The organism is Inquilinus sp. KBS0705 (genome assembly GCA_005938025.2).
Lineage (GTDB): Bacteria > Bacteroidota > Bacteroidia > Sphingobacteriales > Sphingobacteriaceae > Mucilaginibacter.
The window spans coordinates 2,355,919-2,368,706 of record VCCI02000001.1 but is presented as its reverse complement, the minus strand read 5'-3'; the positions used below and the strand labels follow the sequence as shown (position 1 = coordinate 2,368,706).

At 42.8% G+C, this 12,788-nt stretch carries 10 protein-coding genes; 5 read left to right on the top strand and 5 right to left on the bottom strand.

Annotated elements, in window-relative coordinates; translation table 11 throughout:
- Positions 1–188: 188 nt before the first annotated feature.
- The gene (locus FFF34_010545) at positions 189–3,020 is read right to left on the bottom strand and encodes a leucine--tRNA ligase (protein TSD67798.1); all 2,832 of its coding nucleotides are present in this window, start codon (positions 3,018–3,020) and stop codon (positions 189–191) included.
- A 146-nt stretch (positions 3,021–3,166) separates the two neighbouring features.
- Between FFF34_010545 and FFF34_010540 the strand changes: the two genes are divergently transcribed.
- From FFF34_010540 to FFF34_010530, 3 genes are all read left to right on the top strand, one after another.
- Positions 3,167–3,550 carry a DUF1634 domain-containing protein gene (locus tag FFF34_010540; protein ID TSD67797.1) on the top strand — a complete coding sequence of 128 codons (384 nt, stop codon included), beginning with the start codon at positions 3,167–3,169 and terminating at the stop codon, positions 3,548–3,550.
- 24 nt (positions 3,551–3,574) lie between these two features.
- Positions 3,575–3,808, top strand: a complete 234-nt coding sequence (locus FFF34_010535; GenBank protein TSD67796.1) for a KTSC domain-containing protein — start codon at positions 3,575–3,577, stop codon at positions 3,806–3,808.
- Positions 3,809–3,935: 127 nt separating this feature from the next.
- Positions 3,936–4,139 (top strand): hypothetical protein, encoded by a 204-nt coding sequence (locus FFF34_010530; GenBank protein TSD67795.1) that lies wholly within the window; start codon positions 3,936–3,938, stop codon positions 4,137–4,139.
- A gap of 48 nt (positions 4,140–4,187) precedes the next feature.
- Here the strand turns inward: FFF34_010530 and FFF34_010525 are convergent, their stop codons facing one another.
- Positions 4,188–6,629, bottom strand: a complete 2,442-nt coding sequence (locus tag FFF34_010525) for a TonB-dependent receptor (GenBank protein ID TSD67794.1) — start codon at positions 6,627–6,629, stop codon at positions 4,188–4,190.
- Between the two features lie 200 nt (positions 6,630–6,829).
- On the opposite strand from FFF34_010525, the gene FFF34_010520 reads away from it, so the two are divergent.
- Complete coding sequence (locus FFF34_010520) at positions 6,830–8,116, top strand: alpha/beta fold hydrolase (protein TSD67793.1); 1,287 nt, start codon at positions 6,830–6,832, stop codon at positions 8,114–8,116.
- A 177-nt stretch (positions 8,117–8,293) separates the two neighbouring features.
- Here FFF34_010520 and FFF34_010515 read toward each other — a convergent pair whose 3' ends face one another.
- Positions 8,294–8,770 carry a DinB family protein gene (locus FFF34_010515; protein ID TSD68014.1) on the bottom strand — a complete coding sequence of 159 codons (477 nt, stop codon included), beginning with the start codon at positions 8,768–8,770 and terminating at the stop codon, positions 8,294–8,296.
- 92 nt (positions 8,771–8,862) lie between these two features.
- Here FFF34_010515 and FFF34_010510 point away from each other — a divergent pair, with 92 nt between their 5' ends.
- Positions 8,863–10,638 (top strand): DUF885 domain-containing protein, encoded by a 1,776-nt coding sequence (locus FFF34_010510; GenBank protein ID TSD68013.1) that lies wholly within the window; start codon positions 8,863–8,865, stop codon positions 10,636–10,638.
- Positions 10,639–10,730: 92 nt separating this feature from the next.
- Here FFF34_010510 and FFF34_010505 read toward each other — a convergent pair whose 3' ends face one another.
- Together FFF34_010505 and FFF34_010500 are read right to left on the bottom strand one after the other, a co-directional pair.
- Entirely contained in the window at positions 10,731–11,027 is a 297-nt protein-coding gene (locus FFF34_010505; protein TSD67792.1) for a septum formation initiator family protein, read from the bottom strand.
- A 183-nt stretch (positions 11,028–11,210) separates the two neighbouring features.
- Positions 11,211–12,554, bottom strand: coding sequence for a DEAD/DEAH box helicase (locus FFF34_010500; GenBank protein ID TSD67791.1), 1,344 nt, complete (start codon positions 12,552–12,554; stop codon positions 11,211–11,213).
- Between the last annotated feature and the right edge of the window lie 234 nt (positions 12,555–12,788).

Sequence of the window (12,788 nt, the reverse complement as noted above, 5' to 3'; positions counted from 1 at the left end):
CGAGTGGTTTTAATGGTCGTTTTGTAAAAAAAAGCTGCCCTTAAATCCTCATTCCCTTTGCTCGATGAACTACAACCAAGAAGATGTTATTTCGACGAGGTACGAGGAGAAATCTTGTTCATGGGACAATTTGCCGCCTTTATTTGAACAAGATCTCTCGTCGCTGCGCTCACTCGAGATGACAAGGGTTAAATAACGATGTTTACAATACGGCCTTTTACCACAATTACCTTTTTAGGCGCTTTGCCATCCAGGTATTTTTGTACATCGGCACTGGCTAAAACGGCCGCCTCAATATCGGCCACTTCCAAACTAAGCGACAGGCTGATATTGGTTTTCATTTTACCATTGAACGATACCGGGTAGCTAAATTCATCCTCGACCAAATAGGCGGGGTTAAATGTAGGATAGGCCGCGGTAGATATGGTGCCTGCCGGGTTGCCCAGCAATACCCAAAGCTCCTCGCAAATATGCGGGGCATAGGGTGCAAGTACAATAACCAAATTCTCTAATATGGCGCGTTTGTTACATTTAAGGTCCGTCAATTCGTTCACAGCTATCATGAAGCTGGAAACGGAGGTATTGAACGAGAAACGCTCGATATCCTGCTCAACCTTTTGGATGATCTTGTGCAGCGATTTTAACTCCGCCTTAGTAGGCGCATCGTTGCTTACGATGAAGTTCCATTCCGCATCATGGAACAACCTCCAGAATTTACGCAAGAACTTAAACACACCCTCGATACCGTTGGTATTCCATGGTTTGCTCTGCTCCAACGGGCCTAAAAACATCTCGTACATACGCAAGGTATCGGCACCATAGCGTTGGGCCAGATCGTCGGGGTTTACCACGTTATAATAACGCTTCGACATTTTCTCAATCTCAACACCACAGATGTATTTGCCACCTTCAAGGATGAATTCCGCATCTGCAAAATCAGGCCGCCACTCTTTAAATTTAGCCAGATTTAGTACATCATTCTCTACAATATTAACATCTACATGTATAGGTGAAGTGTTGTATTGTTTGATAAGACCATGAGATATAAACGTATTGGTGCCTTTTCCTTCGGCGTCAATAAGCCTATACACAAAATTACTTCTGCCCTGTATCATACCCTGGTTGATCAGCTTTTTAAAAGGCTCTTCCTCGCCAACTTTGCCAATGTCCTTTAAAAACTTGTTCCAAAAACGGCTGTAAAGCAAGTGGCCGGTTGCATGCTCGCTGCCGCCTATATAAAGGTCAACCGCTTTCCAGTAGTCTATAGCATCCTTGCTTGCAAACTCCGCATCGTTATGGGCATCCATATAGCGGTACCAGTACCAGCTACTACCAGCCCAGCCTGGCATGGTGCTTAGCTCGTACTCAAAAGCCTCACCCCGGCCCTCTCCAGAGGAGAGGGGGTTATATTTCCAGTCAGTAGCGCGGCCCAAAGGTGGCTCGCCGCTTTCGGTTGGCAGGTATTTATCTATTTCGGGTAGTATTAAGGGTAATTCTTTTTCGTCTATCAAGTAAGGCAGGCCTTTTTTAAAATACACGGGTACAGGCTCGCCCCAGTAACGCTGGCGGCCAAAAATAGCATCGCGCATCCTGAAGTTTACCTTGGCTTTACCTGCGCCAATGGCTTCCAGTTTGGCAACCACGGTGGCAGTAGCCTCTTTGTAACCCAACCCGTTTATAAAGTCGGAGTTGATGTATTTACCCTCTTTAGTAGGGTCGGCCTCAACCTCAATGTTTTGTACATCTATAATAGGGACGATAGGCAGGTTAAAGTGCTTTGCAAACAGGTAGTCGCGCTGGTCGCCGCTTGGTACCGCCATCACGGCACCTGTACCATAGCCTGCTAAAACATAGTCGGCTATCCATAACTGTATCTTTTCGCCATTTAGCGGGTTTAACACATAGCTACCCGTAAAAGCACCCGATACGGTTTTGGTATCGGCTATACGGTCAAGCTCGCTTTTCTTTTTGGTTTGTGCAATGTAGGCTTCAACCGCAGCTTTTTGCTCAGGCGTGGTTAATTCTGCAACCAGTTCATGCTCGGGTGCCAAAACTACAAAGGTAACCCCAAAAATGGTATCAACACGGGTGGTGAAAACTTCTATAAAGTCTTGAATCTTGAGTCTTGAGTCTTGAGTCTGTTCTATCGGGAATTTCACACTTGCGCCTACGCTTTTGCCTATCCAGTTGCGCTGCATTTCTTTAAGCGGTTCGGGCCAGTCAATAGTGTCTAATCCTTCCAGCAGGCGCTGTGCATAGGCGGTTATGCGCATGCTCCACTGCATCATTTTCTTTTGTTCAACAGGGTAGCCGCCGCGTTCGCTAAAGCCGTCTTTTACCTCGTCGTTGGCCAATACGGTACCTAATGCAGCGCACCAGTTAACGGTGCTTTCGCGCAGATAGGTAAGGCGGTATTTTAATAGTTCGGCTTGTTGCTGCTCTTCGGTAAATGCGTTCCATTCATCGGCGGTAAAGGTAAATATCTCTTCATCGGAAACCGCGTTTATCCCTGCCGAGCCATTGCTCTCAAAATGGGCGATAAGTTTGCTTATCGGTTCGGCTTTATCAGCATCTTTATTGTACCAGCTGTTAAACAACTGCATAAAAATCCACTGCGTCCATTTATAATATCCCGGCGAGCTTGTGCGCACCTCGCGGCTCCAATCAAACGAAAAACCTATCTGGTCTAACTGGCGGCGGTATGTGGCAATATTATCCTCGGTGGTAACAGATGGGTGTTGCCCGGTTTGTATGGCATATTGCTCGGCCGGCAGGCCAAAGCTATCGTAACCCATTGGGTGCAATACGTTAAAACCCTTAAGGCGTTTGTAGCGCGCAAAAATATCTGAAGCTATATACCCCAGCGGGTGGCCAACATGCAGCCCCGCACCACTTGGGTAGGGGAACATATCCAGCACATAGTACTTGGGTTTACTGGTTTTATTTTCGGCTTTAAAGGTGTTATTATCAGCCCAAAACTTTTGCCACTTTTGCTCTATATCCTTAAATTGATAGTCCATTTTATTGTTTACGCCTGTGAGGTTGCGAAAATAGTAAAAACTGCTTACAGATGGGCTGCTTTTGGCTTAGTTTACCAAAAAGTCTATAAAATCTGTAGGTTAACATTAAAGTTGTAGGGATAAACGTTAAGCCGTATTTTGCGCCAATGGCCGGAAAGTTTAAGGATAAAGATATGCAGGTGGTTATTGGATGGGTATTGCGCACCGGCGTTTTTATATCCATGACCATCGTATTTTTTGGCGGCGTGCTTTACCTGTACCGCCATGGCCACACCATTGCCAACTACCATACTTTTAAAGGTATTCCCAATTTTGTGCAAACCATCCCCGGGGTGTTAAACGGCATAATAACCTTTAGGGGCAGGGCCATTATACAGGCCGGTATTATTTTATTAATTGCCACGCCCATTTTAAGGGTTTTGTTTTCGGCAATAGGATTTGTAATGGAGAAAGACTACCTGTATACCGGCATCAGTTTTTTTGTTTTGCTTGTCATCATCATTAGTATGCTTAGCGGCCACGCGGGTTAACATTTTAAAAAACCTTTTTTTGTCATGCTTGCTTTTATGGGTATGCACAGGCAACAGGTACAATCATCGGCTTTACAAAGTGTTGGCTATGATGCCGCCACAAATACGCTCGAACTGGAGTTTAAAGAGCATAGCGGTGTTTGGCAATACCTTAATGTTAAACCACAAACCTTTAGGCGATTTATTAAGAGCGACTCGCTGGGGCGTTTCTTTGTAACTAAAATTAAAGGCAAGTATCCTGAGTTTAAAATTGAGTAAAAGTTAATAAACGACTGATTTACTGATATAAAACTTATAGAAAATAAATTTTATATATTGCGTATTACTTAAGTGTATAGTTATCTTTGTGAGGATTAAATTCCAATAAAAAAAACCACACCAAAAAATGAAAAATTTAGAAACAAAAAAATTAAGCCGCGATCAAATGAAATCTGTTTTAGGCGGATCGATGGTTGGCGGCCACTGTGTAAGTGACATAGCGTGCAGTAAAGACCAATACTGTGCAGATATCGAACCAGTATCAGGTTACGGTTATTGCAAGAAAAAAGTAGTTGACCCTTCTGCTGCAAAAGTTTTGATAACTTTATAATCAAGCGTACAATAAACAAGAAAGGGGACTAACTGTCCCCTTTCTTGTTTAATTACTTGTCGTTTTCATCCGGGCTTGTTCGTCCTCATTCCCTATATCGCGTTTGGGGGCGCTCTTAACAGTAGTTTTACCAAAGTTATAGCTAAAATTTAACCTAAATTGTTGGCTGCGCGATTCGAATTTAATTATTTGAGAAAGGTTATTGTTCTGATAATCGGTATGGTAGCGGTCTCTAACGGTGTTAAAAATATCCCGTACCGAGAAGCTTAATTTCCCCCTTTTATTTAATACAGATTTCCCAATTTCGGTATCAAAGCTGTACGAAGCCTTAAAGTGGTTAATTCCATACCAGGTTGGGGTTTCGTAATGTGTTAAAAACGATGCGGAAATAGATTTGCTGATCTTAAAATCCTGGCGCCCTGTAAAAACCACATCAATAACACCCTGGTTTAAGTTCCCATTTTGTATAAATGCTTTATACTGCTGGTGCGATGCATCAATGGCAAAATTATTACCCCACCACGGCGTAAAGGTAACAGGCAAATCCAGTTTTATACCATAAGTTGTTATGGTGCCCAGGTTACGGGTGGTTAAAATGTTTATGCCTGAGCTATCATTTTGTATGTAAAAAGGTAATTTACTGCCATTATTGTGGCTGCCATAAAGCGATACAGATATAGATTGATTATAAGTATAACCAATAGTAGCAGTTGTTACATATTCGGGTTTTAAGTACGGATTGCCGGATTGGTAAGTATAAAGGTCTAAAAAGTATAAAAATGGGTTTAGCTTTTCGTAATCCGGCCGCTCAAGGCCACGACTTATCAATAAACTAAAATCATTTTTGTCGTTTTTGTGGTAAGTTAGTGTGGCGCTTGGGAAAAGGTTAAAATAATGGTTTTCGATTTTTTCGGAAGTATATAAACCGATCGAGTTACTGGATGTAGTGGTATACTCGCCACGTAAACCTGTTTCAATATCAATTTTGCCTAAGGTTTTATTATAGTTTAAATAGCCGCTGCTTACATTCTCTTTGTAAATAAAATGATTGCTGTAGGTGGGGTCGCTTATATAAGCGTCGCCTATTTTAGGGCCAAATACCAGGTTATTATCGCTGTTTGATACGCTTATTTTTGCACCTGCTTCCAGCTTGGCACCGTTTTGTAATGGGTTGGCATAATCTATTTTGCCAGTCCAGTTATATCGGGACGATGGCGAAAGATTTTGCAAAAGCAACGGGCTTCTGTATTGCACATATATGGCATCGTAAAAGGTATTTTCAATATATTCTTCAGATCGCCGGGGTGTGTTGGTGTAAGTAATATTTGCTGATAGGTTTTCGCCTGCTTTATTAAGCTTGTTATTGTAATTGATGTTATAATTAAAGCTGTTAAGATCGCGCTCGATGTTAGTTATGGCTATTATGGTTGAATCTAACAGCCCGTCTCTTTTTATCTTAAGTGTGTTATTTTTCGCAAAATCGTTTTCGTTAAGATTGCCGCTCACTAAAAAACCAATTGTACTGTTGGTAGATAAGTTAAAGTCGGCCCCTAACCTAAAGTTATGATTGATGTTTTTTTGAATATTATGATACGTAGATTGATAATTGCTTACAGCGCCTGCATCATTAACAAACCTGTCAGTTAAAATATCCGAGTAATTTTTATTGTCGGCTATACTGTAATTGCCAAATATGTTGGTGTTTTTGGTGCGGTTATTAAAGGTTATCCCTGTATTTAGTTTGTAATATCTGCCCATGCCGGCACTTGCAGTATATGTGCCGTTAAAGCCAATATTTTTTCCTTTTTTCATCACTATGTTTACAATGCCACCGGCCGATGCATCGTATTTGGCAGATGCGCCTGTAATTAGCTCTATCCGATCGATCGTATTGGCTTGTGTGCCGGCTAATAAGTCGGCAACCTCAGTACTGCTTAAATTTGTTTGCTTGCCATCAATAAGTACTAACGCATTTTGCCTGCCTATTAAACTAATGCCATTATCAACCCGCACCCCGGGCGATTGGCGCAAAACATCTAAAGCATTTTTACCATCAACGGCTATGCTGGCACTTGGGTTAATGGTTGTTTTACCGGGTTTTACTTCAATAAAGGGTCTTCTGCTAACAACAGATACTTCTTTTAACTCGTTACTTGCGGGGCTAAGCTCAATTGGGTTAACTGTTAGGTTTTGCCCGGCAACAACCTGTAAACTGCCTGTGTAATATTTTTTATAGCCCAACCTGGTTACCAGTAATATGTAGCTGCCCGGTTGCACATTTAAAAACGCGTAAGCACCCTTATTATTTACTAATGCCGATAATGCAACTGATGAATCTGGCTGGTTCAGGAGGATAACTGTGGCTGCTTCTGCAGCTAAATTATGTTGTATAAATACATTACCATGTACCGAAGAACTTGACTGACCGTAACAAAAACTACATAGACCCGTTATGAACGCTATTAATAAGCACCCGATGTAAAACTTCATTAATTTTTATAGTAGAATTTTTTCTATAGTGTTTTTCCTTTAACGAAAGTTAAATATAACAACATTATTACATACACAAATATATAAAAGTGCTTTTACGCATAATAAGAATAATAGTTGCTTGTGGTAAATATTTTAAAAAATAATTTACCTGCGTATTTTAGTATTTTCGCCTGATTAACTACTCGCTGAGGCAAAGCATGAAGAAGATATTTTTTTTACTAACCATTATTTGCGTTGCTGTTAGGCTGCACGCGCAAGACCAGCCCGCTAACTTTAAACTGGCCGTTGATAAGTTTAAGCAATACTATAACAATAACCATATTGATAGTATACACGCCATGTTTAGCCCCGAGATGAAAGAATCGCTGCCATTAGATAAGTTTAAGCTAACAACAGCGCAGTTAAAAACCCAATTAGGCAACCTGTCTAAAACCGAAGTGGTTAAGTTTAGCGCACCGGTAGCAATTTATAAAGCCACTTTTGCCAGCGCGGTTTATCAGTTAAACTTGTCGTTAAACAGCCAGGATAAAATAACCGGATTATTTATCAGTCCTTACCAGGAACCGGCTGCCACCGCCTTGCCTACTGATGCCTCGTTAACCGAATCGCCAATTTTTTTGAAAACATTTGCCGGTTCAATTTCGGGTACGCTTGCCGTGCCTAAAAACGCGTCGGGTAAAGTACCGGTTGTTATTATCATAGCAGGTTCGGGCCCAACAGACCGTGACGGTAACAGCCCTAAGCTTGGTGTAAACGGTAATACCTATAAAATGATAGCTAACGAATTAGGCAAAAATGGTATAGCATCCTTAAGGTACGACAAGCGTATGGTTGGCCAAAGCGCTACCAATACCAAAGAAAAAGACCTGCGTTTTGAAGATTATGTTGACGATGCCGTGGGCATGATAAATTTATTGAAAGAGGACGAGCGTTTTTCGAAAGTGATAGTTTTGGGCCATAGCGAGGGTGCGCTGGTAGGTTTGCTGGCCATAAGGGGGCAACCGGCAAATGGCTATATATCTGTAGCTGGCGCCGGCCGCCCGGCCGATGTAATTGTTACCGAGCAATTAAAATCGCAGCCGCAATATATAACCGATGGTTTTAAAACCATGATAGATAGCATGAAAAAGGGTAAATATACTGATGATATAGACCCGCGCCTTTACTTTATAGCCAGGCCAAGCGTGCAGCCTTACCTGATGAGCTGGTTTAGGTACGACCCTGTTAGAGAAATGAAAAAGGTAAAGATACCTACACTGATACTACAGGGCACAACCGATATACAGGTGCCGGTTACGGATGCCGAAAAATTGAAGAAAGCCAAATCTGATGCTACACTGGTAATTGTGCCCGGTATGAACCATGTGCTTAAAGAGGCCCCGGCAGATAAAGCCGCGAATTCCGCCACCTACTCCAAGCCCGATTTACCGCTAAAACCCGAACTGGTTACCGCCATTGTAAATTTTGTAAAGGGAGTTAAGTGATAGATGTGCAGATGAACTTCATAGATGTGCAGATGTGCAAATTTCAGATGTGCAGATGAGCTTCGTAGAAGTGCAGACGTGCGAATTCAGATGTGCAAATGACCGAATAGATTAACCGCGCTTAGCATCTGCATATCTGCACATCTATAATCTGCACATCGTTCATCTGCACATCTATCAAGGCTTCCACGCGTTTAGTAATCGTCTTAAAAGCACAATTTCGGCAATGTGATAGGCGTTATGGTCGGCTATTTGTAAGGCCTCCAGCAGTATACTTTGGCCTGTGCCATGGGGTATGGCCTTATAAATATCTTCGCTTTTAAGCAGTGCTATAAACTCATTCCTGTCATCATCAATTTGCTTTATGGCTTTGTGCCAGGCTTCGTCATTAGCCGGGCTAGGTTCTTTTGGCCAATAGTCGTCGGGCCATTTTGGCGATTGGTGGCTGCCATCCTTACTAAACTGCAGCATATCCCATTGCGCAATACGTATGTGCTCTACCAATTGCCAAATGCTGTAGGGCAAGCCATAAGGCTTTACACCCCTTATATAAGCGGGTACATCGCTTAGGGCATCCTTTAGGTTAGCATGGGCATTGCCGCCTTCCAGTAATTTTATTAGCTCGTTTATTAAAATTTTGTGCTCGCTATCCATCTTGCATTTTTCTAATTCAACAAAATAAGCGGCAGTTTGATTTATATGAATCAAATGTTTTAAGTTTATACTCTAAAAACTGCTTAACGGTGATCAGAAAAATTCTACTGCTTGCGCTATATGTTGGCGCCTTTACCGCCTGTAAAAAAGACGGACAATCAAACCAAAACTTATCTGCTAAAGACGATGCGGCATTTACAGCATACGAGGACCACTTTTTAGAAGAGCTTTGGAAAAACAACCCCGACTGGGCCACCAGCGCCGGCTATCATAAGTATGACAGTGTTTTACTGGTACCAAGCGACAAAACGCGTAAAGCGCTGATCAGCTTTACCAAGGTGCAAATGGACTCGTTGAGCCGCTTTGATGTAAACACACTTTCGGATGCCAATAAAATGGACCACCGCTTGATGCAAAACCAGTTGGAGAGCATGCAATGGAACATTGAGCAATTAAAAGATTATAAATGGAACCCGGCATCATATAATGTAATAGGCACGTTTGCTTATATATTAAACGAGCATTATGCCCCGCTTGATAAACGCCTGCGCCACTTTTATCAAAAAATGCAAAATATACCGGCTTACTATAAAGAGGCCGAAAAGCAAATTAGTAACCCCGTGCCCGAACTAACCTCGCTGGCTATTGACCAGCACCTGGGCGGCGTTAGTGTGATAGAGAATGATTTTGGCGACTCGTTAAAGAAAAGCGGCATACCTGCTGCCGAGCAAAAATTAATGCTGGATAGGGCCCGCACATCTGCCGCGGCAATAAAGGAATATGCCGGATGGCTTAAAAACTTAAAAAGTAGCAAGCCGCGTAGTTTCAGATTGGGCAAAGAATTTTACGAGGCCAAGTTTAAATACGATATTATGGCCGAGGGTACCGCCCAGCAGGTATTTAACGCTGCCGTAGAACGTAAGAAATATGTGCACCGCGAAATGACCAAGCTAAGCAAGCAGCTATGGCCAAAATATTTTGAAGGCAAACCTATGCCGACCGATTCGTTAGAGTTAATAGGGCAAATGATAGATGCGCTATCGGTAAAGCACGTAGCGCCTGATGAATTCCAGTCGGCTATTGAGAAAGAGCTACCAAAGCTTACCGCGTTCATCAAATCAAAAGACCTGCTAACCCTCGACCCGTCAAAACCATTGGTGGTGCGTAAAGAACCCGGCTACATGGCGGGCGTGGCAGGTGCATCTGTTAGTTCGCCCGGCCCGTACGATAAAACAGGGAATACTTATTATAATGTAGGCAGTTTAGCTGGTTGGTCGCCTGAGCGGGCCGAAAGCTACCTGCGCGAGTATAATAACTACATACTGCAAATATTATGTATACACGAGGCCATACCGGGGCATTATACCCAGTTGGTATACGCTAATAAATCGCCAAGTATAATTAAATCGGTATTTGGCAATGGTGCCATGGTTGAGGGCTGGGCGGTGTATACCGAGCAAATGATGCTGGATGCCGGCTTTGGCGATAACGCCCCCGAAATGCGCCTGATGTGGTATAAATGGAACCTGCGATCGGTTTGTAACACCATATTAGATTACAGTGTACATGCCGGTAACATGACCAAAGAACAAGCGGTTACTATGCTTACCAAAGAGGCTTTTCAGCAGCAGGCCGAAGCTGATAATAAATGGAAGCGGGTAAGCGTAACCAGTGTGCAGCTAACCAGCTACTATACCGGCTTTAAAGAAATTGTTGAACTTCAAAACCAATGGAAGAAAAAACAGGGTGACAAATACAAGCTAAAAGAGTTTAACGAAAAATTCCTGAGCTATGGCAGCGCGCCGGTTAAATATATAAAAGAAGCGATGTTTGCCGTGCCTAAAATAGATACCAAGACAGGGGAGTAAGCAGTTTACAGTAAGCAGTGGCAGTGGCAGTTTGCAGTGGGCAGAACCGGGTATTAATTACTCATCTGCACATCTGAAATTTGCACATCTGCCTATTTCTTTTTCTCGTGAACGATAACAAAAATATCTTCGTTGTCTTTTTTCATGAGGTACTTTTCGCGAGCGAATTTTTCGAGCTTGGCTTTGTCTGATGTTAATTCGTCAAGGTCTTTGTTCACCTTGGCGGTTTCGGTTTGGTAAAAAACCTGCTCGGCCTTTAGCTTAGCCAACTGCTGGTGATACTCGTATTGCGAGAAAAGGTCGTTCTTATCAAAAAATATCATCCAAATAACAAAAGCCAGCGTTACCAAAAAAAATTTGTTCTTGATAAGGTCTAAAAGGCGTCTCATTTTGTCGGGCTGAATTTTCACTTTAAAGCTATTTAATTAATTTAAACAGTGCAAATATGGTTATTAACATGTTAACATTGGTTAATTAGAGCTTAAAGATTGGTGATTAGTTTTAAAAAATAAAGGTTGGCAATTACAGGCAAGCCAAACTTACCTCTAATTAACAACCTCTATTCACCAAAATTACAATCTCTTTTTACCGCCTGCACCGCTCATGCCGCTGCTACCGCCTGCGCGGCCGGTATTGTTGGCACCACGGTGACCAGCCGGCCTGCCGCCTGCACCGGGGCGTTTATTGCGGTTGTTGCCGCCACCACCGTGCGATGCACCGCCACTCTTTTTAACCGGTTTAGCCTTGCTCATCAGCTTTTCGGCCATGGCAAGGTGGTTAAGCGGGTAGGGGTGGCCTTCCTCAATCGGGATTTCTTTTGCTATCAGTTTATGAATATCTCTTAGGTATTCTATTTCTTCCTCGCCATCGCAAAACGTAAAGGCTATACCGCTGGCACCCGCGCGGCCGGTACGGCCAATACGGTGTACATAGGTTTCGGGGATATTGGGTATTTCGTAGTTTATAACGTGGGTAAGGTCGTCAATATCAATACCACGCGCGGCAATATCGGTAGCAATTAAAACACGTGTAGTACGGTTTTTAAAATTGGTTAATGCCCGCTGGCGCGCGTTTTGCGATTTGTTGCCATGTATGGCCTCGGCAGTAATGCCTGCGCGTATCAAATCCTTCACCACTTTATCGGCACCGTGTTTGGTGCGGGTAAATACCAGCGCGGTTTTAATATTCTTATCTTTTAATATATGCTGTAACAAGGCGCGTTTATCACCCTTATCTACATAATATAACGATTGCTGTATAGTATCGGCAGTTGATGATACCGGGGCAACCTCAACCTTGGCGGGTTTCTGTAAGATGGAATCGGCCAGGCTTTGTATCTCGGTTGGCATGGTAGCGCTAAAAAACAGCGTTTGCCTGTTGGCCGGCACTTTGGCAATTATCTTTTTAACATCGTGCACAAAACCCATGTCCAGCATACGGTCGGCCTCGTCTAATACCAGCATTTTAATATGCTCTAAATGCACAAAACGCTGGTTCATCAGGTCCAATAAACGGCCGGGGGTAGCTATCAAAATATCAACGCCACGGCGCAGGGCATCTGTTTGCGGGCCTTGTGATACGCCGCCAAATATAACCAGGTTTTTAAGGCCGGTATTTTTACCATAGGCAGTAAAGCTTTCGGCAATTTGTATGGCCAGCTCGCGGGTTGGGGTTAAAATTAGGGCCTTTATGGATTTCTGTTCACGGTGTTTTTGCCTGTCTTCAAATAAAAGCTGAAGGATAGGTATTGCAAAAGCGGCTGTTTTGCCGGTACCGGTTTGTGCGCAGCCTAAAAGGTCGCGGTGTTGTAGTATAAAGGGTATTGCTTGTTCTTGTATGGGAGTTGGGGTTGTATAGCCCTCTGTTTTTAAAGCCTTTAAAATAGGCTCAATTAAATTTAAATTTTCGAATGACATGTAATGTTTGTAATGTATATGTGCTAACGCGAAGCATTAAGCGGATCTGAAGAGTTGTCTATTGATCAAAGCCGTAAACCAACGGGTAATTATTTGCAAAGATACGGTTTTTATTGGTATGTATGTTTTTGGCAGGTAATTGATGCAATGCCGAGGTAGAGACGCAATACTTTGCGTCTGTTTTTAATAAGATGAATTGTTACGTTCATATAATAGAAAGACGCAAGTATCGCG